The 19558-nt window shown below is 68.7% G+C and carries 16 protein-coding genes; 7 read left to right on the forward strand and 9 right to left on the reverse strand.

The features are described 5' to 3' along the window. Window positions 1-3 precede the first annotated feature (3 nt). The 3 genes from ACZ41I_RS17680 to ACZ41I_RS17690 all read left to right on the forward strand — a co-directional run bounded on the left by ACZ41I_RS17680 (window position 4) and on the right by ACZ41I_RS17690 (window position 3073). The gene (locus ACZ41I_RS17680; protein WP_363215992.1) at window positions 4-1029 is read left to right on the forward strand and encodes an ABC transporter ATP-binding protein; all 1026 of its coding nucleotides are present in this window, start codon (window positions 4-6) and stop codon (window positions 1027-1029) included. 25 nt (window positions 1030-1054) lie between these two features. Beyond that, window positions 1055-2113 (forward strand): ABC transporter ATP-binding protein, encoded by a 1059-nt coding sequence (locus ACZ41I_RS17685; RefSeq protein ID WP_468514517.1) that lies wholly within the window; start codon window positions 1055-1057, stop codon window positions 2111-2113. 219 nt (window positions 2114-2332) lie between these two features. Beyond that, window positions 2333-3073, forward strand: coding sequence for a class I SAM-dependent methyltransferase (locus ACZ41I_RS17690; RefSeq protein ID WP_468514518.1), 741 nt, complete (start codon window positions 2333-2335; stop codon window positions 3071-3073). Window positions 3074-3087: 14 nt separating this feature from the next. Here ACZ41I_RS17690 and ACZ41I_RS17695 read toward each other — a convergent pair whose 3' ends face one another. The 7 genes from ACZ41I_RS17695 to ACZ41I_RS17725 all read right to left on the reverse strand — a co-directional run bounded on the left by ACZ41I_RS17695 (window position 3088) and on the right by ACZ41I_RS17725 (window position 13927). Next, window positions 3088-4209, reverse strand: coding sequence for an ABC transporter ATP-binding protein (locus tag ACZ41I_RS17695; protein ID WP_468514519.1), 1122 nt, complete (start codon window positions 4207-4209; stop codon window positions 3088-3090). 13 nt (window positions 4210-4222) lie between these two features. Next, entirely contained in the window at window positions 4223-5287 is a 1065-nt protein-coding gene (locus tag ACZ41I_RS17700) for an ABC transporter ATP-binding protein (RefSeq protein ID WP_468514520.1), read from the reverse strand. Between the two features lie 10 nt (window positions 5288-5297). Next, complete coding sequence (locus ACZ41I_RS17705; RefSeq protein ID WP_399764212.1) at window positions 5298-6278, reverse strand: ABC transporter permease; 981 nt, start codon at window positions 6276-6278, stop codon at window positions 5298-5300. An 86-nt stretch (window positions 6279-6364) separates the two neighbouring features. Beyond that, window positions 6365-8173 carry an ABC transporter substrate-binding protein gene (locus ACZ41I_RS17710; RefSeq protein WP_468514521.1) on the reverse strand — a complete coding sequence of 603 codons (1809 nt, stop codon included), beginning with the start codon at window positions 8171-8173 and terminating at the stop codon, window positions 6365-6367. 60 nt (window positions 8174-8233) lie between these two features. After that, the gene (locus ACZ41I_RS17715; protein WP_468514522.1) at window positions 8234-9268 is read right to left on the reverse strand and encodes an ABC transporter permease; all 1035 of its coding nucleotides are present in this window, start codon (window positions 9266-9268) and stop codon (window positions 8234-8236) included. 419 nt (window positions 9269-9687) lie between these two features. Then, window positions 9688-11595, reverse strand: coding sequence for a translational GTPase TypA (typA, locus tag ACZ41I_RS17720; protein ID WP_399764207.1), 1908 nt, complete (start codon window positions 11593-11595; stop codon window positions 9688-9690). Between the two features lie 154 nt (window positions 11596-11749). Continuing rightward, complete coding sequence (locus tag ACZ41I_RS17725; RefSeq protein WP_399764204.1) at window positions 11750-13927, reverse strand: ABC transporter family substrate-binding protein; 2178 nt, start codon at window positions 13925-13927, stop codon at window positions 11750-11752. A gap of 315 nt (window positions 13928-14242) precedes the next feature. Here ACZ41I_RS17725 and ACZ41I_RS17730 point away from each other — a divergent pair, with 315 nt between their 5' ends. The 4 genes from ACZ41I_RS17730 to ACZ41I_RS17745 are packed head-to-tail and all read left to right on the forward strand — an operon-like array spanning window position 14243 to window position 18128. Continuing rightward, complete coding sequence (locus ACZ41I_RS17730; protein WP_363217376.1) at window positions 14243-14533, forward strand: hypothetical protein; 291 nt, start codon at window positions 14243-14245, stop codon at window positions 14531-14533. Window positions 14534-14555: 22 nt separating this feature from the next. Next, window positions 14556-15377, forward strand: coding sequence for a hypothetical protein (locus ACZ41I_RS17735; protein ID WP_363217375.1), 822 nt, complete (start codon window positions 14556-14558; stop codon window positions 15375-15377). 22 nt (window positions 15378-15399) lie between these two features. Beyond that, window positions 15400-17361: a fumarate reductase/succinate dehydrogenase flavoprotein subunit gene (locus ACZ41I_RS17740; RefSeq protein WP_468319438.1), complete on the forward strand. Its 1962-nt coding sequence runs from the start codon at window positions 15400-15402 to the stop codon at window positions 17359-17361. After that, window positions 17358-18128 (forward strand): succinate dehydrogenase/fumarate reductase iron-sulfur subunit, encoded by a 771-nt coding sequence (locus ACZ41I_RS17745; protein WP_363217372.1) that lies wholly within the window; start codon window positions 17358-17360, stop codon window positions 18126-18128. Before ACZ41I_RS17740 ends, ACZ41I_RS17745 begins: the two co-directional genes overlap by 4 nt. Here the strand turns inward: ACZ41I_RS17745 and ACZ41I_RS17750 are convergent. Together ACZ41I_RS17750 and ACZ41I_RS17755 are read right to left on the reverse strand one after the other, a co-directional pair. Continuing rightward, window positions 18109-18423, reverse strand: a complete 315-nt coding sequence (locus ACZ41I_RS17750) for a hypothetical protein (RefSeq protein ID WP_363217371.1) — start codon at window positions 18421-18423, stop codon at window positions 18109-18111. The two genes, ACZ41I_RS17745 and ACZ41I_RS17750, sit on opposite strands and share 20 nt — an antisense overlap. 42 nt (window positions 18424-18465) lie before the next feature. Next, window positions 18466-19542 (reverse strand): hypothetical protein, encoded by a 1077-nt coding sequence (locus tag ACZ41I_RS17755; RefSeq protein WP_399764197.1) that lies wholly within the window; start codon window positions 19540-19542, stop codon window positions 18466-18468. Between the last annotated feature and the right edge of the window lie 16 nt (window positions 19543-19558).

Raw genomic sequence — 19558 nt, forward strand, 5'->3', positions numbered from 1 at the left:
ATCATGAGCACCCCCTTCCTCTCCCTGCGCGACCTGCGCGTGCACTTCTCCACCGAGGACGGCGTCGTCAAGGCCGTCGACGGGCTCTCCTTCGACCTGGAGAAGGGCAAGACCCTCGGCATCGTCGGTGAGTCCGGCTCCGGCAAGTCCGTCACCAACATGGCGATCCTGGGCCTGCACGACCCGCGGAACACCACGCTGGACGGCGAGATCCTGCTCGACGGCAAGGAGCTGATCAGCGCCTCCGAGTCCGAGCTGGAGAAGCTGCGCGGCAACAAGATGTCCATGATCTTCCAGGACGCGCTGGCCTCGCTCTCGCCGTACCACACCATCGGCGCGCAGATCGCCGAGACGTACCGCAAGCACACCGGCGCCTCCAAGAAGGAGGCCCGGGACCGGGCGGTCGAGATGCTCCGCCGGGTCGGCATCCCCCAGCCCGACACCCGGGTGGACGACTACCCGCACCAGTTCTCCGGCGGTATGCGCCAGCGCGCGATGATCGCCATGGCCCTGGTCTGCGACCCCGAGCTGCTCATCGCCGACGAGCCGACGACGGCCCTCGACGTAACGGTCCAGGCCCAGATCATGGACCTCCTCAAGGACCTCCAGCAGGAGTTCGGCACCGCCATCATCTTCATCACGCACGACCTGGGCGTGATCGCCGACATCGCGGACGACGTGCTCGTGATGTACGGCGGCCGGTGCGTGGAGCGCGGCACCAAGAAGCAGGTGCTGAGCGCCCCGGACCACCCCTACACCCTCGGCCTGCTCAACTCGATGCCGAGCCTGGACGGCCCGGTCGACGTGCCGCTCACCCCCATCCCCGGCTCTCCGCCCTCGCTGCTCAACCCGCCCTCCGGCTGCCGCTTCCACCCGCGCTGCGCGTTCGCCGAGAAGGTCGCGGACGGTCTGTGCTCGACCGAGCGACCGACGCTGGAGGTGACCGAGGGCCGCGGCTCCGCCTGCCACCTCACCTCCGACCAGAAGCGGGAACTCTTCGCCGACTTCGCCGCAACCCGGCACAACTGACGGACACCAGACGGGACTTCACACCATGAGCAACACGAACCCCCTCCTGGACGTCTCCGGGCTCACCAAGCACTTCCCGATCAAGGGCGGCTTCCCGATCCGCCGGACCGTCGGCGCCGTGCAGGCGGTCGACGGCCTGGACTTCCAGGTGGCCGAGGGCGAGAGCCTGGGCCTCGTCGGCGAGTCGGGCTGCGGCAAGTCGACCACGGGCCGGCTGATCACCCGCCTCCTGGAACCGACCGGCGGCAAGATCACCTACCGCGGCCAGGACATCACGCACGCGGACCGCCGGCAGCTCGCCCCGATCCGCTCCGAGATCCAGATGATCTTCCAGGACCCGTACGCCTCGCTCAACCCGCGGCAGACGGTCGGCAAGATCATCTCGGGTCCGATGGAGATCAACGGCATCAATCCGGAGGGCGGCAGGGAGAAGCGGGTCCGCGAGCTCCTGGAGATCGTCGGTCTCAACCCCGAGCACTACAACCGCTTCCCGCACGAGTTCTCCGGCGGTCAGCGCCAGCGCATCGGCGTGGCCCGCGCACTGGCCCTGGAGCCGAAGCTGATCGTGGCGGACGAGCCGGTCTCGGCCCTCGACGTCTCGATCCAGGCGCAGGTGGTCAACCTGCTCCAGAAGGTCCAGAAGGAACTGGGCATCGCGTTCGTCTTCATCGCCCACGACCTGGCGATCGTCCGCCACTTCTCGCAGCGCGTCGCGGTGATGTACCTCGGCAAGATCGTGGAGATCGCCGACCGCGACGACCTGTACGGCAACCCGCGCCACCCCTACACCCGGGCCCTGCTGTCCGCCGTACCCGAGGCGACGGTGGACGCGGAGCCGCGTGAGCGCATCCGCCTGGTCGGAGACGTCCCGTCCCCGATCAACCCGCCCTCCGGCTGCCGTTTCCGCACCCGCTGCTGGAAGGCGACGGAGAAGTGCGCGACCGAGGCCCCGCCCCTGGTCCAGGCGGAGGGCAACAAGCCCGGCCACCTGACGGCGTGCCACTACCCTGAGACGACGGAGACGATCCCGGCTCCGCGTGCCTCCCAGGACCGCCTCTCCAAGGACCCCGAGGCGGCGGCCTGACACACCCCTTTTTCCGTCAGCCGCCCCTTGCGGAACGGACTTCACCGGCCCCTTGACCCGAGCCCATGAACGTCCGCTTCCAGGGAACGAAGGCCCGCGTCTCCCCGGACGCGGGCCTTCGGCCATCCAATGGGCTTGGCTTGTATGGAAGTTGAAAAAGGCTCAGGAAACGCCCCGGAAGCTGACGCACCGTTCAGCAACGTGTGACAGACTGCCGCGGTGGTAGATCATGTCTTCACAGATCTCACGCTCGCTTCGTTCTACGACCACCTCAACCCCTGGGGACCGGGTGACGACTTCTACCTCGGTCTGGTGCGCGAGGCCCGCTCGGTACTGGACATCGGGTGCGGCACCGGGCGGCTGCTGCGGCGGGCCCGGGACGAGGGGCACCGCGGCCGGCTGATGGGCCTCGATCCGGCCCCCGCCATGCTCGTGCAGGCACGGCGGGCCCGGCCGGATGTCGAGTGGGTGCTCGGGGACATGCGCACCCGGCTGTGGAACAGGGAGTTCGACCTCGCCGTCATGACCGGGCACGCCTTCCAGGAGCTGGTCCGGGACGAGGACATCCGCAGCTTGCTGCGCGCGGTCCGGGCGGCCCTCGCCGACGGCGGGCGGTTCGTGTTCGAGACCCGCAATCCGGCCGCCCGCGCCTGGGAGCGGTGGGTCCCGGAGCGGGTGTACGAGATCACCGCCGACGACGGGACGCCGGTGCGGGTGTGGCACGAGGTCCAGGACGACGGGCCCAGCGGGGGCCGGGTGCGGTTCACGGAGACCTACGACGGCGACGGCTGGCCGGCTCCGCGGGTGTACCACAGCGTCCTGCGCTTCCTGGACGCACACACGCTGGAGGGCTTCCTGGCCGACGCCGGACTGACGGTCGTGGAGCAGTACGGGGACTGGGCGCGGGGACCGCTCACCCCCACGGCTCCGGAGATCATCACCGTGGCACGCCGCGCCTAGGGGGTGTCGCCCCTTCAGTCCGTCGCGTCCTCCTCCAGCGCCAGCAGGGCCGGGTCCATGACGATGTCCTCGTCGCGGGCCTCGGTCGTCGGCTCCTCCGGGAAGTGGCAGGCTGTCAGATGGCCCTCGTGGTTGCCGGAAATCCGGACCAGCGGTGGCTCCTCCGTCGCGCACTTGTCCTGGGCCTTCCAGCAACGGGTGCGGAAACGGCAGCCGGACGGCGGGGAGATGGGGGACGGGACATCGCCGGCCAGGCGGATGCGCTCGCGTCCGCCCGCGTCCTCCGCCGTGAGGTTCACCTCGGGGACGGCGGACAGCAGGGCGTGGGTGTACGGGTGGCGCGGCCGGGTGTAGATGGATTCCCGGTCGCCCACCTCGATGATCTTGCCGAGGTACATCACCGCGACGCGCTGCGAGAAGTGGCGGACGATCGCCAGGTCGTGGGCGATGAAGACGAACGCGATGCCCAGTTCCCTCTGGACCTTCTGGAGCAGGTTGACCACCTGCGCCTGGATCGAGACGTCGAGGGCCGAGACCGGCTCGTCCGCCACGATCAGCTTCGGCTCCAGGGCCAGTGCGCGGGCCACGCCGATGCGCTGGCGCTGACCGCCGGAGAACTCGTGCGGGAAGCGGTTGTAGTGCTCGGGGTTGAGACCGACGATCTCCAGGAGCTCGCGGACCCGCTTCTCCCTGCCGCCCTCCGGATTGATGCCGTTGATCTCCATCGGACCCGAGATGATCTTGCCGACCGTCTGCCGCGGGTTCAGCGACGAGTACGGGTCCTGGAAGATCATCTGGATCTCGGAGCGGATCGGCGCCAGCTCCTTGCGTGAGGCGTGGCTGATGTCGCGGCCCCGGTAGGTGATCGTGCCCCCGGTCGGTTCCAGGAGGCGGGTGATCAGCCGGCCCGTGGTCGACTTGCCGCAGCCCGACTCACCGACCAGACCGAAGCTCTCGCCGGCGTGCACGGTGAGGTCGACCCCGTCCACGGCCTGCACCGCGCCGACGGTCCGGCGGATCGGGAAGCCCCCCTTGACGGGGAAGTGCTTGATCAGGCCCGTAACCTGCAACAGCGGCTCGCCGTCCGTGCCCGCGCCGTGCTCACGCGGGGCCGTGAGGACTTTCTCCTCTGTCATGACACTGTCCTCCTCAGCCCAGACGGGGCTTGATCTCCTCGATGAAGACGGTCCGCTTCTGTTCCTCCGTGAGATGGCACGCGGAGGCCCGGTCCGGTGCCATCAGCGGACGCTCGCGCACACAGCGGCCCGTGCCCTCGACCCGGTCCTGGAAGGTGCAGCGGGGGTGGAAGCGGCAGCCGGACGGCGGGTTGAGCAGTGAGGGCGGCGAACCGGGGATCGGGGACAGCGCGGCACCGAGGTCGGAGTCCAGACGCGGCATCGAGTTCAGCAGGCCCCAGGTGTAGGGATGGCGCGGGGACCTGAGCACCTCGTCGACCGTGCCCCGCTCCACCGCGCCGCCCGCGTACATCACCATGATGTCGTCGGCCATGTCGGCGATCACGCCCAGGTCGTGGGTGATGAAGACGATGCCGGTGCCGAACTCCTGCTGCAGGTCCTTCAGAAGGTCCAGGATCTGCGCCTGGACCGTCACGTCCAGGGCGGTTGTCGGCTCGTCGGCGATGAGCAGGGCCGGGTCGCAGACCAGGGCCATGGCGATCATCGCGCGCTGGCGCATACCGCCGGAGAACTGGTGCGGGTAGTCCTTCGCCCGCTCCGCGGGGTTCGGGATGCCGACCTTGCCGAGCATCTCCACGGCACGCTCCCAGGCCTGCTTCTTGGAGGCGCCGTTGTGCTTCATGTACGGCTCGGCGATCTGCCGGCCGACCGTGTAGTACGGGGAGAGTGCGGTGAGCGGATCCTGGAAGATCATGGCGACCTTGTTGCCGCGCAGCTTCTCCAGCTCGGACTCCCGGGCCGTGGTCAGCTCCTGCCCCTCCAGCAGGATTTCCCCCTCCACCGTGGTGAACATGGGGTTGTGCAGGCCGAGGATGGTCAGGTTGGTCACCGACTTGCCCGAGCCGGACTCGCCGACGATGCCGAGCGTCCTGCCGCGCTCCAGGTCGAAGGAGAGCCCGTCCACGGCCCGTACGACGCCGTCCTCGGTCTTGAAGCTGACGTGCAGGTCCCGCACCGAGAGCAGGGGACCGGTGCCGGCCGGGTTCGGAGCACCGGCCTCCTTGGTCAGAGTGGTCACGACAGTGCTCCTAGGACAGCCGTACGCGCGGGTCGATGAAGGCGTAGGCGGCGTCGACGATGATGTTGAACAGCAGGATCATGCTGGCGGAGAAGAGCATCACGCCGAGCAGCAGCGGCAGGTCGCTGAAGAACACGGACTGGACGGCGAGGTTGCCGAGCCCCGGCAGGCCGAAGGTGTACTCGGTGATGATGGCGCCGCCGAACAGCGAGCCGAGGTCGATGCCGAAGATGGTGACGATCGGGATCAGCGAGCCGCGCCAGGCGTAGCGGAAGAACACGTATCCGCGGGACATGCCCTTGGCCCGGGCGGTGCGGACGTGTTCCTCCTGGAGCTGTTCGATCATCGAGGACCGCGCCATACGGGTGTACTGCGCGGCGAAGATGGTGGAGAGGATCACCCACGGGATGATCAGGCCGGTGAACCAGGAGACCGGGTCCTGGGTGAACTCGTTGTAGGCGGGCTTGTCGAACCAGTGGGTCTGGTAGACGAGGATCGCCAGGGCCAGCGGGCCGAGGAAGTAGATCTGCAGCGAGCTGATCACCATGGCGCCCGCGGTGGCCGTCTTGTCGATCAGCGTGCCGCGCCGCCAGGCGGCGAGCAGCCCGGTGCCGAGCCCGACGATCAGGAAGCACACGGCCGCGCCCAGGGTGAGCGAGACGGTGGTGGGCAGCCGGTCCATCAGGGTGCCCCAGACCTGCTCGTTGGTGTGGTACGAGTAGCCGAAGCAGGGCGCGGGGCAGGGCCCCTGGGCGAACTGGCTGCTGCCCAGGAACAGGTTGTGCAGGAAGATCCCGTACTGCTCGGTGATGGGTTTGTCGAGCCCGAGCACATGGTGGATGTTCGCGATGCTGTCGGGGTTGCAGGTCTTGCCGCACATCATCAGCGCCGGGTCCCGGGGCACCCCGAAGAACAGCACGAACGTGACGATGCTCAGCAGGAACAGAATGACGACTGCACCGATGAACCGGCGCACGAGGAAGCGCAGCATGACAGGGCAGCTCTCAGACGTCGGCGGCCTCCGCGGTACCCGGCGCCTCCGTGGGCGGGAGCGCGCCGGGTACCGGGCGGGGACGGTTACTTGATGAAGAGGCGACGCGGGTCGACGCCGCCGATCACGTCGTCGTAGACGAGGCCGCCGACCTTGGAGCCGGCGATCTGGCTCTGCTTGTAGTACGCGGTCGGGACGACGTTGACGACGTCCTTGACGATGTACTGGTCGAGCTTCTCCCACTCGGCCGCCGACTTGACCGGGTCCGTGATCTTGTTGATCCGGTCGATCTCGCTGTTGATCTTCGGGTCGTTGACCTGCGAGTAGTTCTGCGCGCCGTCGGCGATCACACGGCCGTCGTACAGCGGCGGCAGCACGGTCGAGGCGGACGGCCAGTCGGCGCCCCACGCGGTGTGGAAGATGTCGTAGTTGTTGTTCAGCTTGGAGACCTGGTCGTAGTAGGTCTCGGAGGGGATCTCCTGGCGCTGGACGTCGAAGCCGGCCTTCTTCAGGCCCGCCGCCATGGCCGTGGAGTACTGCTGGCCCTCGGGGGTGTTGATGTAGCCGAAGGTCAGCTTCATGTTGAGCTTGCCGGCCTTCTTCAGCAGCTCACGGGCCTTGGCCGGGTCACCGGCGGGGTTCTTCTTCTTGCCCCAGGGGTCGAAGGAGGGGTCGTAGCCGGAGACGGTCGGGGAGATCAGGCCGCCCGCGACCTCCATGGCGTCGGTGCCGCCGTAGGCGCGCAGGAACGGGGTGATCGGCAGGGCGTAGGCGATGGCCTCGCGGACCGTCTTGTCCTGCATGGCCTTGTGGCTCATGTTGATGTTCATCTGGCCCACGTACGGCTGGTAGCCGGAGACCGTACGGGACTTCATCTTCGGGTCCTTGAGGACCTGGGACAGGTTGCCCGCGTCGACCTGGTTGTTGAAGCTGATGCCGGTCCGGTCGGCGCCGCTGTCGGCCAGCAGGGCCTTGGTGGAGGTCTCGTACTGCTGGTTGAACGTGATGTGGAACTGGTCCACGTACTGGTGCCGGATCGGGTCCGTCTTCGGGTCCCAGTTGGGGTTCTTGACCAGCACCATGGACTTGCCGGACTTGAACGACTGGATCTTGTACGGGCCGGAGACCACCGGGGCCTTGTCGTAGCGCTGCTTGGTGTCGCCCTTCTCGGAGACCACCGCGTAGCCGGACATCGCCAGTGCGTAGGGCAGGTCGGGGTGCGGGGTCTTGAAGTGGAAGACGATGGTTTTCTCGTCCGGAGTCTCCAGTACGGAGTCGGGCAGGTGCTTGCCCTTGTACGGCCCGTCCGGCAGCAGCTTGCGGTAGGCGGCGCCGGAGGCGTTGGCGATCCACTGCTGGAGGTAGGTGGGGCCCTGGTTGATGAACGGCGCGAAGAGCCGCTCGACGCTGTGCCGGATGTCCTTGGACGTGATCGGGGTGCCGTCCTGGAACTTGATGCCGTCCTTGAGCGTGTACTTCCAGGTCTTGCCGCCGTCGGTGGTGGTCCCGGAGTCGGTGGCGAGGTCGCCGACCACCTCGTGCTTGCTGCCGTCGTCGCTGGTGGCCTTGTAGCCGGTCAGGCCTCTGTGCAGCAGCTGCGCCACGGACATCTGGTCCGAGACGTAGATCTGGCCCGGGTCGAGGTGTGCGTACGAGTCCCGCTGCAGCACCTCCATGGTGCCGCCCGGCTTGGCGCCGGGTACGGGAGCCGCCGGGCCGGTGGAGTCCGCCGCGCCACCGAACTTGATCGACGCCTGCTGCCGCTTGGCGTTCTCCTGGTCCTTCTTGCCGTCGGCGCTGCTGTCGCTGCCGCCCTTGCTGCAACCGGTGAGCACGAGAGCTCCGGCCGCGAGCACGGAGAGTGCGCCGTATGCGTGGCGTCCGCCCCTACTCATCACGAAAATTCCCACCCATCTGTGAAAAGTGACGACCCGTGTGATTGACGTGGTGCCAGGTCAGCGCGCGGTCTTGGGATCGAAGGCGTCTCTGACCGAGTCCCCGAGCAGGTTGAACGCGACGACGAAGACGATCATCGAGACGCCGGGGAAGAACATGTAGGTGATGTCGTTCTGCATCACCAGTTCGGTGGACGCCTTGGCGAACATCTGTCCCCAGTCCGGCGTCGGTTCGACGATGCCGACACCCAGGTACGACAGACCGGCCTCGGCGGTCACGAAGTTGGGCAGCAGATACGTCGACTGCACCAGCAGCGGAGTGACGATGTTCGGCAGGATCTCCTTGCGGATGATCCGCCACGGCGAGGCCCCGCTGACCTTGGCGGCCTCGATGAACTCCCGCTCGCGCAGGGCGAGTGCGGTGCCCCGCAGGATCCGGCCGAGGCCCATCCAGCCCAGGAACCACTGGACCAGGATCAGCGCCACCACCCGGACGTAGGTCGGTGTCTCGTCGCGCGGACTGACGAACAGGGAGACCACGACCGGCATGCTCGCGATGAAGAACAGCTGGGCCGGGAAGGCGAGCAGGAAGTCGATGACCCGGCCGATGAAGTAGTCGGTCCTGCCGCCGAGATAGCCGGCCGCGACACCGAGCAGGATGCCGGTCACCACCACGGCGAGAGTGACGGCGACGGAGATCATCAGGGAGGTGCGGATGCCGTAGACCAGCTTGGTGAAGACGTCGTAGCCGTTACCGGGTTCGAGACCGAACCAGAACTCGCCGCTGGTACCGCCGTTGGGCTGGACCGGCACGCCGGCGCTGTCGAAGAGCTCCGGGCGCTCGTCCGCGTACACCGTGTACGGGTTCTTGCCGTACAGCTTGGCGATGAGCGGGGCGAGCAGTCCGATCAGGAAGAAGAAGCCCACGACGTAGGCCGAGATCACGCCCGTGCGGTCGCGCTTGAAGCGCATCCACATCAGCTGGCCGGGAGACCGGCCTTCGAGCTTGACGGATTCGCTCTTCGTCTCCGGCCCTGGTTCGCCGTCGACGACGACCGAAGTCCCGCCGCCCTCAATGTCGATAGGACTTGTCACGGTTCGTCCGTTTCAAGGTATGAGTGACTCCACGCGTTCACCAACAGGAGAGGGTTTCCGTCGTCCCTCCGACACCCCTGACGGAGGGACAGAGACCCCCTGGTGCTCGTGAGTCGGCGCACTGTCCCCACAGTGCGCGAGACCCGTTGACCCGAGCGCTTCGCGGCTAACTATCTGCCATGGGTCGACCACCGACCACCGCCCGTAGATCTCAATTCCGTCACGGATCGCCGCGGAAGCTTCCAAAATCTGGACAAACTGTTCGACAGAAGAAGGCACGAAACGGACGTGTTACATGGGTATCGGGCAACGATCTCCGCATGTCGGACATAGGGACCCCGAAAACGGGTTGCAAAAAGCCCGGGTGCCCCCACCCTTGGGGGCACCCGGGCTCAACCGGTCCTTGAACCGGTCCTGGGTCAGCCGTGCTTGGCGCGGCTCGCGGCGCGGGCCCGCTCACGCTGGTCGAGGTTGACCTTGCGGATGCGAACGGCCTCCGGGGTCACCTCGACGCACTCGTCGTCACGGCAGAACTCCAGCGACTGCTCCAGCGACAGCTTGCGCGGCGGCACGATCGACTCGGCCACGTCGGCCGTCGAAGACCGCATGTTGGTGAGCTTCTTCTCCTTGGTGATGTTGACGTCCATGTCGTCGGAACGAGAGTTCTCGCCGACGATCATGCCCTCGTACACCTCGGTGCCCGGCTCCACGAACAGCACGCCGCGCTCCTGCAGGTTCGTCATCGCGAACGCGGTGACGGCACCGGCGCGGTCGGCGACGAGCGAGCCGTTGTTCCGCGTCTGCAGCGGACCGAACCAGGGCTCGTGGCCCTCGTGGATGGAGTGGGCGATACCGGTACCACGCGTCTGCGTCAGGAACTCGGTACGGAAGCCGATGAGACCGCGGGACGGGACGACGAACTCCATGCGCACCCAGCCCGAGCCGTGGTTGGACATGTTGTCCATGCGGCCCTTGCGGACACCCATGAGCTGCGTGACGGCGCCCATGTGCTCCTCGGGCACGTCGATCGTCATGCGCTCGACCGGCTCGTAGACCTTGCCGTCGACCTCCTTGGTGACGACCTGCGGCTTGCCGACCGTCAGCTCGTAGCCCTCCCGGCGCATGGTCTCGACCAGGATGGCGAGCGCCAGCTCACCACGGCCCTGCACCTCCCAGGCGTCCGGACGCTCGGTCTCCAGGACACGGAGGCTGACGTTACCGATCAGCTCGCGGTCCAGGCGGTCCTTGACCTGGCGGGCGGTGACCTTGCGGTCCTTCACGGCCGCCTTCGCGTCCGCGCCCTTGCCGGTGCCGCCACGGCCGACCAGCGGCGAGGTGTTGGTACCGATGACCATGGAGATCGCCGGCTCGTCGACCGTGATCAGCGGCAGCGGGACCGGGTTCTCGGTGTCGGCGAGGGTCTCGCCGATCATGATGTCCGGGATGCCGGCGACGGCGCAGATGTCACCGGGGCCGGCCTTCTCGGCGGGCTTGCGGGTGAGCGCCTCGGTCATCATCAGCTCGGAGATGCGGACGTTGCTGACGGAACCGTCGCGCTTGATCCAGGCGACCGTCTGGCCCTTGCGCAGCTCGCCCTGCTCGACGCGGAGCAGCGCGATACGGCCGAGGAAGTTGTCGGCGTCGAGGTTGGTGACGTGGGCCTGGAGCGGCGCGTCCTCCTCGTACGTCGGCGCCGGGATGTGCTCCAGGATCGTGGAGAAGAACGGCTCCAGGCTGTCGCTGTCGGCCGGGACCGTGCCGTTGTCCGGCTTGGTCAGCGAGGCGATGCCGTCACGGCCGCAGGCGTAGACGATCGGGAACTCGATCTGCTCCTCGTCGGCGTCCAGGTCGAGGAAGAGGTCGTAGGTCTCGTTGACGACCTCGTCGATCCGGGAGTCCGGGCGGTCGGTCTTGTTGATGCACAGGATGACGGGCAGGCGCTGCTGCAGCGCCTTGCGCAGCACGAACCGGGTCTGCGGCAGCGGGCCCTCGGAGGCGTCCACCAGCAGCACGACACCGTCGACCATCGACAGACCGCGCTCGACCTCGCCACCGAAGTCGGCGTGGCCGGGGGTGTCGATGATGTTGATGGTGATCGGGTCCCCGCCGTCCTTCGGGTGGTACTTCACCGCGGTGTTCTTGGCGAGGATCGTGATGCCCTTCTCACGCTCCAGGTCGTTCGAGTCCATCATGCGGTCGTCGACCGAGTCGAGCTGGTGGGCGGCGAACGCGCCGGCCTGCTTCAGCATGCCGTCGACGATGGTGGTCTTGCCGTGGTCGACGTGAGCGACGATGGCGACGTTGCGGATGTCGTGGCGCGTGGCCATAAGCTGCCGTACTCCCGGAGTGGTGAGGATCGCCCTGCGCGTACGTCTGTGTCGCACGGGCCCTGCCGGGCTGGACACGCCACGGCCTCACCCCATGGTACGTGGCCCCGAGTGAGTCGGCCTTCTCAGGGCCACGCGGTGATCTCCGAGCAGGTCATTTGGTGGGGCTGGGGGAGATCTTCGCCCCCTTCTTCAGGAAGCCCATGTCCTCGTAGACCGGCGTCTGGAAACCGAACGCCCCGGCGTTGACCAGGTTCTTGCGCGCACCCACCAGCTGGGGCCGCTGGTACAGGGGGATCGAGCCCGCCGCGGCCCAGATCCTGGAGTCCGCCTTGCGGATCAGGGAGACCTCCTCACCCTCGTCCAGCGTCGCCACGGCCTGGTCGAAGAGCTGGTCGACCTGGTCGGTCCCCACGCGCGTGTAGTTCTGTTCGACGTTCAAGGAGCCGTCCGCCGCAGGTACCGGCTTCGCGTAGACCGGCCGGTCGTCCGTCGCCGGGAACGCGGAGGACGGCCACGAGTACAGCGCGAGGTCGTAGTCGCCGGAGGCGATGTGGTCCTTGAAGTAGCTCTCGTCGGAGACCTTGATGATCACCGTCCGGATCCCGAGCCGCTCCAGCATGGCCGAGATCCGCTCGGCGACCGAGTTCAGCGTCTCGGACCCGGGGCCGGACGGCAGCACGAAGCGGAGCGCGAGCGCCTTGCCGTCCTTGGCGAGCAGGCCCGCCGGCGCGGCGGCCGGCGCGGCCGTGCCCTTGGGGGCGTAGGCCCCGGGCACTCCCCCGCGCTTGCCCTCCTGTGAGATGTGCCGGTCCCCGCCGTCGTCGCGGCCTCCCGACTTGCCGTCCCCGCTCTTGTCGTCCTCGCCGACGATGTACGCGCCGTCGTCACCGCCGTCGGACGGGGCCTCCGTCTCCTTCTTGGCCTTCCCGTGGTCCTTCTCGGGGCCGGCCGCCTTCTCGCCCTTCTTCTCCGGCTTGACCGGGCCGCCCGGCACCCAGCCGGCCTCGGCGAGCAGCGCCTGCGCCGCCTTGGCGTCCTGGTCGCCGATCGCGTCGCTGCTGTCGGCGTAGGCGGCCTGCCCGGACAGGGCGAGGTGGCTGCCGACCGGGACGGCGGGCAGGCCCAGCGGAGTGAGCACCAGCTTGGCCAGTTCCTTGCGGTCCAGGGCACGGGCGACGGCCCGGCGGACGCGCTCGTCGGCGAGCGGACCCTCGGAGCCGTTGAGGGCGAGCTGGGTGTAGGCGGGCTCCAGCGACTTGCGGACCTCGACGTCGTGCAGCGCCTGCTGCTCGTCCAGGTACTCGGCGATGGCCTTGCGCAGCTTCGTCCCACCCGCACTGGCCTGCTCGGAGCCGAAGCCGTGCGCGAGCGCCCAGGAGCGCAGCTTCGTCAGGGACGTCCTGCCGGAGCCCTGCAGCGGGTTCACGGTGCCGCGGGCGGCGAGCCCGATCCGCTCGGCATCGGCGGGGTCGACGTCGGCGAGATCCACGCTGCCGTCGGCGAGCGCGACGGCCCGCTGGTCGTGGGCCACGGCGTGCAGCACGATCTCGTTCAGCTTGGCGGGCTTGCCCCACCAGCGCGGGTTGCGGGTGAGGACCACGTCCTTCGCCGCGGGGTCGACCTTCTCCAGTGTGAAGGGGCCGGCGGTGACCGCCAGCTTGCGCCGGGCACCTTCGTTGAAGGCGTCCGGGGTGCCCATGACGTCCTTCGGGTACAGCGGGGAGAACAGTGACTTCCAGTCGGCGTAGGGGCGCGAGAAGGTGACCCGGACCTGGAGGTCGTTGGCGCCGCGTTCGATCTTCTCGATGCGGTCGTAGCCGGCGTTGCGGGCGGTCCAGTAGGCGCTGTTCTTCCCGGACAGGGCGCGCCACTGGGCGACGAAGTCGGCGGCGCCGATCTCCCGGCCGTCGCTCCAGACCGCCTGCTGGTTCAGCTTGTACAGCACGACCTGGCGCGGTTCGGTCTCGATGACCTTGGCCGACTCCAGGTAGGCGGGGTTGGCCACCGGCCGGCCTGTGGCGTCGAGGCGGAACATCGACGGCAGCACGGCCTGGGCGATACGGGTGGTGCCCGCGTCGGCGTCGGCCTGGAAGGTGTTCAGAGTCTCCGGGACGGCGTCCACGGCCCACTTCAGGGTGCCGCCGTCGGCGACCAGCTCACGCGCCACCGGGACGATGTCCTGCCCGGCGAGCGGCTTGCTGACCTTCTCGTCGGAACCGCAGCCGGCGAGCAGGGGCACGGCGAGCACGCCGGCGGTCAGAAAGGTGACCGAACGCATGACGCTCCGCTGGGGGTGCCGCGAGCGGGCGCCGACGCCGTCGTGGGACATCTCTGCTACCTCCGGGGAGCCGCGGGCTTTATGCTCACATTTGTCGGTATATGGAGCTGATCACCTTTGGCGGTATATGGAGCTGATCAGATCTATGCGGCCCACTGAAGAGGAAAGGATCCGGCAACCCCGGGCGACACGGCGACGACGCGCGGTAACCCCACCCGTGCGGCGCAACACCACCCGAGATGCATCCGTACGCCTCCGCCAATCGCTGCACATGCCTTCACATCGGCAGGTGCGGCGCGCAACACTCCAAGGCGCATGAACGTTGCCGCCCAGGGTTCGCCGGACCCACGGAAGTGAGGGCAAGTCATGTCCGTGCACGACGACATCACCTCGGTCCAGCGCTCCATCGACGACCTGTACCGGTCGCTGGGACGCCTGGAGCACCAGATCGGCAGTGGCGGCCTCGAGATGCGCCGGGTCCGACTGGACGCCGACCATCTGCGTGAGAGCGTGGCGCTGCTGCGCGAGGCGACCGCCGCGCCGGACGCCCCGCACCGGCCCGACCTCGTCACCATCTCCGACACGCCCTACGACATCAGCCTGTGGACGGACTCGGACGACGAGGGCCTGGGCGCCCGCGACCGCCGCGCCCCCTGACCCCCGACGACCGGAGCCTGCCTTGGCCACTGGTACGGAATCCCAACAGAACAGCGGCGGCGTACGGACCGGTACGCGCGCCGCGATCGCCGCCCCGCATCTGCGGACCGACCGCTGGTGGCTGGCGCCCGCCGTCACCGCGGCCGGTCTGCTGGCCTTCGTCGTCTACTCGACCTGGCGGGCCTTCGCCGACGCGGACTACTACGCGGCGCCCTACGTCTCGCCCTTCTACTCGCCGTGCCTGGCGCAGAGCTGCAAGGTCATGCACGCCGGACCGAACTGGCAGCTGTTCGGCAGCTGGTGGGGCATCTCCCCGGCGATCATCATCCTGATCTTCCCGCTCGGCTTCCGGCTGACCTGCTACTACTACCGCAAGGCGTACTACCGCAGCTTCTGGGCCTCCCCGCCCGCCTGCGCGGTGGCCGAACCGCACCGGACGTACACCGGCGAGACCCGCTTCCCGCTCATCCTGCAGAACCTCCACCGGTACTTCTTCTACGCGGCGATCCTGGTCGCCGGCGTGCTGACCTACGACACCGTGCTGTCCTTCCGGGACACGCACTACCGCTGGGGCCACATGGGGCTCGGCACCCTGGTGTTCCTGGCCAACATCGTGCTGATCTGGGCGTACACCCTGTCCTGCCACTCCTGCCGGCACATCGTCGGCGGCAAGCTCAAGCACTTCTCGAAACACCCGGTGCGCTACCGCGCGTGGCAGTTCGTCGGCAGGCTCAACGCCCGGCACATGCAGCTGGCGTGGGCGTCGCTGCTGAGCGTGGCGCTCGCCGACTTCTACGTCTATCTCGTCGCGTCCGGCGTCTTCGCCGATCCCCGCTTCTTCTAGAGACCAGTGAGGTACTGAGCCGATGTCCGTGGTCGACCGCCAGGAGTGGGACGTCGTCGTGGTCGGTGCCGGCGGCGCCGGACTGCGGGCCGCGATCGAGGCGCGCGAGCGGGGCGCCCGCACGGCGGTGATCTGCAAGTCGCTGTTCGGCAAGGCGCACACGGTGATGGCCGAGGGCGGCATCGCGGCGGCGATGGCCAACGCCAACGAGCACGACAACTGGCAGGTCCACTTCCGCGACACGATGCGCGGCGGCAAGTTCCTGAACCAGTGGCGGATGGCCGAGCTGCACGCGCAGGAGGCCCCGGACCGGGTGTGGGAGCTGGAGACCTGGGGCGCGCTGTTCGACCGTACGAAGGACGGCCGGATCTCGCAGCGCAACTTCGGCGGCCACGAGTACCCGCGCCTCGCCCACGTCGGCGACCGCACGGGCCTGGAGCTGATCCGCACCCTCCAGCAGAAGATCGTCGCCCTGCAGCAGGAGGACTTCAAGGAGACCGGGGACTACGAATCGCGGCTGAAGGTCTTCCAGGAGTGCACGGTCACGAGGGTCCTGAAGACTGTGCCCGACAGCGGCTCCGCCGCGGGCTCACGGGTGAGTGGTGTCTTCGCCTACGACCGCGAGACCGGCCGTTTCTTCGTCCTCGAAGCCCCCGCCGTGGTGATCGCGACCGGTGGCATCGGCAAGTCCTTCAAGGTGACGTCGAACTCGTGGGAGTACACGGGTGACGGACACGCGCTCGCGCTCCTCGCCGGGGCGCCGCTGCTGAACATGGAGTTCGTGCAGTTCCACCCGACGGGCATGGTCTGGCCGCCGTCGGTGAAGGGCATCCTCGTCACCGAGTCGGTGCGCGGCGACGGAGGGGTGCTCAGGAACTCCGAGGGCAAGCGGTTCATGTTCGACTACGTCCCGGACGTGTTCAAGGAGAAGTACGCCGAGTCGGAGGAGGAGGCCGACCGGTGGTACGAGGACCCGGACCACAACCGGCGTCCGCCCGAACTGCTCCCCCGCGACGAGGTGGCCCGCGCGATCAACGCCGAGGTGAAGGCGGGCCGGGGTTCGCCGCACGGCGGAGTCTTCCTGGACGTGTCCACCCGGATGCCCGCCGAGGTGATCCGGCGCCGGCTGCCGTCCATGTACCACCAGTTCAAGGAGCTGGCGGACGTCGACATCACGGCGGAGGCGATGGAGGTCGGGCCGACCTGTCACTACGTGATGGGCGGCATCGCGGTCGACTCGGACACGGCGGCGGCGCGGGATGTGCCGGGCCTGTTCGCGGCCGGTGAGGTGGCGGGCGGTATGCACGGCTCCAACCGGCTCGGCGGCAACTCCCTCTCCGACCTGCTGGTCTTCGGACGGCGGGCGGGCTGGCACGCGGCGGAGTACGCGCAGGGGGTGGCACACCGGCGTCCGCCGGTGGACGACGCCCAGGTCAACACGGCCGCGGCGGAAGCCCTGCGCCCGTTCTCCGCGGAGGCGGACCGGGAGGGCGAGGCGGGCCCGCCGGAGAACCCGTACACCCTGCACCAGGAACTCCAGCAGACCATGAACGACCTGGTCGGCATCATCCGCCGCGAGAGCGAGATGGAACAGGCCCTGCGCAAGCTGGCCGAGCTGCGGGTACGGGCCCGCCGGGCCGGCGTGGAGGGCCACCGCCAGTTCAACCCGGGCTGGCACCTAGCCCTCGACCTGCGGAACATGCTGCTGGTCAGCGAGTGCGTGGCACGGGCCGCCCTGGAACGCACCGAGTCGCGCGGCGGGCACACCCGCGAGGACCATCCGGCGATGGACCGCGCCTGGCGCAACGTGAACCTCCTGTGCGCCCTCGCCGACCCCACCGGCGGCCTCGCGGCGACCGACCCCGGTCGCGGTCAGATCCGCCTCACCCGCGAGACGACCGACCCCATCCGCCCGGACCTGCTCGCCCTCTTCGAGAAGGAGGAGCTGGTCAAGTACCTCGCCGAAGAGGAGCTGTACGAGTGAGCAGCTACGAGGCCCGCTTCAAGGTGTGGCGGGGCGACGAACAGGGCGGCGGCCTCCAGGACTTCACGGTCGAGGTCAACGACGGCGAGGTGGTGCTGGACATCGTCCACCGCCTCCAGGCCACCCAGGCGCCCGACCTCGCCGTGCGCTGGAACTGCAAGGCCGGCAAGTGCGGTTCGTGCTCGGCGGAGATCAACGGCCGCCCGCGGCTGATGTGCATGACCCGTATGTCGGTCTTCGACCGCGCGGAGACGATCACGGTGACTCCCCTGCGCGCCTTCCCGGTGATCCGCGATCTGGTGACGGACGTCGGCTTCAACTACCAGAAGGCGAGAGAGGTCCCGGCGTTCGTGCCACCGGCCGGCGTGGGGCCGGGCGAGTACCGGATGATGCAGGAGGACGTGGACCGCTCGCAGGAGTTCCGCAAGTGCATCGAGTGCTTCCTGTGCCAGGACACCTGCCATGTCGTCCGCGACCACGAGGAGAACAAGACCGCCTTCGCGGGCCCGCGCTTCCTGATGCGGATCGCCGAACTCGACATGCACCCGCTGGACGCGGCCGCCGAGACGGGCCTGGACCGCAAACGCACGGCCCAGGACGAACACGGCCTCGGCTACTGCAACATCACCAAGTGCTGCACGGAGGTCTGCCCCGAGGGCATCAGGATCACCGACAACGCACTGATCCCCCTGAAGGAGCGGGCCGTCGACCGCAAGTACGACCCGCTGGTGTGGCTGGGGTCGAAGATCAGGAGGCGGTCTTCGTAGCGCCGCTCCGCGCCGTGCGGCCGGGGCGCTGGGCCAGCATCTGAAGGCCCAGTGCCCCCATGAACAGGAACCAGCCGATGAGGGGGAGCGCATCCAGCCTGCGGGGGATGATCCCGAGGAACATCCAGAGGGACAGTCCGACCGCGCCGATCAGCTGGCCGTACGCCCACAGCTTCGGCCGCAGGACCCGGTGGCGACCGATCGGGATCACCCAGCCGGTCCTGATGCCCGCGACGCCGGACGCCACCATGAACACCACGGCCAGCCCCGCCGCCACCACCAAGAGCATGTGCATGCCGGTCATCGTCCCACCAGGGCCGACGGCCGCGCCAGGCGCTCAGCGGACCCAGTTTTCCCGGTACGCCCGCCAGTCCGCCTCCGTGGCCGCGAAGTCGACGTACAGGGCGACGCCGAAACGGACGCGGTCGGCGTCGGTGCGGGACAGGCCCAGGCGGACGCCGCGTACGGCGGCCGGGACGGTCTCCGCGTGGGCCCAGTGGCCGATGTGGTTCTCGTGGTAGAAGGGCAGGCCCATGAGGAGGTCGGTGGTGTCCGGGGTGACCTCCAGGGCGAGGCTCGTCTGCTGGGCCACATAGCCGCCGTACAGGCTCTGCAGCGGCTGCATGGTGTCGTACGACATGACGGCGATCTGGTCCACACGGCGGGCCACCTGCCCGAAGTAGGACTGCGACCACCACTTGGGGTGTCCGGTGGTCGTCCCCCAGAAGGAGTGGAAGGCGGGGAGCGGGTCGATCTGGTGCGCGGCGACGGAGAGCAGCGCATGGCGGGTGCGGGTGAGGGCGCGGAGATCGTCGAGGAGGGCGAGGTAGTTCTTGTCGCCGGAGTGGAGGGGCTCCAGGTCGAAGTGGGCGCCCTGGAAGCCGGCGGCGAGGACCTGGCGGGTGGAGGCGAGGATCGCGGTGCGGGTGGCGGGGCGGTCCAGACGCAGCCCGTCGGGGCTCTCACTGGCCAGCTTGTCGCCGAGCCAGGCCTGGACGCGGATGCGGGGAGCCGCTTCGCGCAGGGCCGTCGTCAGCCAACGCGCCTTGGCGTACGACGACTTGGGGAGGGTGCCGTCGTGCTCCAGGGGGCCTGCGTGGACGTACAGGTCTCGGATGCCGGTGGTCTTCAGGTGGCGGGCGAGGGCCTGGACATCACGGTCGGTCCTGCGGCCGTCCACCCAGGCGTGGCCCAGCCACAGGGCGTCCTGGTGGCGGGTGGTGGTGCCGGGTTCCGGCGTGCCGGTGTAGTTGATGCGGAGCGCTGTTTCGGCGGTGAGGACGGGGACGAGCAGGAGGGCGAGGACGGCGAGCGTCCAGCGGAGGGCGCGGCGGCGTCCGGGGCGGCGCGCCGCGGCCTCCTGCGGTGCGCCCTCGCCGCCGACGGCGGCGGGTCGTGGTCCTGCGGTGTCCATTTCTGCCCCCTGCCCT

The sequence above is a fragment of the Streptomyces sp. NPDC030799 genome (assembly GCF_055572255.1).

What these genes read in the sequence shown, in the direction of transcription:
- ACZ41I_RS17750 (WP_363217371.1), bottom strand. Translation starts at nt 18,423, where the DNA reads ATGCACATGCTCTTGGTGGTGGCGGCGGGGCTGGCCGTGGTGTTCATG.
- ACZ41I_RS17680 (WP_363215992.1), top strand. Translation starts at nt 4, where the DNA reads ATGAGCACCCCCTTCCTCTCCCTGCGCGACCTGCGCGTGCACTTCTCC.
- ACZ41I_RS17740 (WP_468319438.1), top strand. Translation starts at nt 15,400, where the DNA reads ATGTCCGTGGTCGACCGCCAGGAGTGGGACGTCGTCGTGGTCGGTGCC.
- ACZ41I_RS17730 (WP_363217376.1), top strand. Translation starts at nt 14,243, where the DNA reads ATGTCCGTGCACGACGACATCACCTCGGTCCAGCGCTCCATCGACGAC.
- ACZ41I_RS17685 (WP_468514517.1), top strand. Translation starts at nt 1,055, where the DNA reads ATGAGCAACACGAACCCCCTCCTGGACGTCTCCGGGCTCACCAAGCAC.
- ACZ41I_RS17705 (WP_399764212.1), bottom strand. Translation starts at nt 6,278, where the DNA reads ATGCTGCGCTTCCTCGTGCGCCGGTTCATCGGTGCAGTCGTCATTCTG.
- ACZ41I_RS17755 (WP_399764197.1), bottom strand. Translation starts at nt 19,542, where the DNA reads ATGGACACCGCAGGACCACGACCCGCCGCCGTCGGCGGCGAGGGCGCA.
- typA (WP_399764207.1), bottom strand. Translation starts at nt 11,595, where the DNA reads ATGGCCACGCGCCACGACATCCGCAACGTCGCCATCGTCGCTCACGTC.
- ACZ41I_RS17710 (WP_468514521.1), bottom strand. Translation starts at nt 8,173, where the DNA reads ATGAGTAGGGGCGGACGCCACGCATACGGCGCACTCTCCGTGCTCGCG.
- ACZ41I_RS17695 (WP_468514519.1), bottom strand. Translation starts at nt 4,209, where the DNA reads ATGACAGAGGAGAAAGTCCTCACGGCCCCGCGTGAGCACGGCGCGGGC.
- ACZ41I_RS17725 (WP_399764204.1), bottom strand. Translation starts at nt 13,927, where the DNA reads ATGTCCCACGACGGCGTCGGCGCCCGCTCGCGGCACCCCCAGCGGAGC.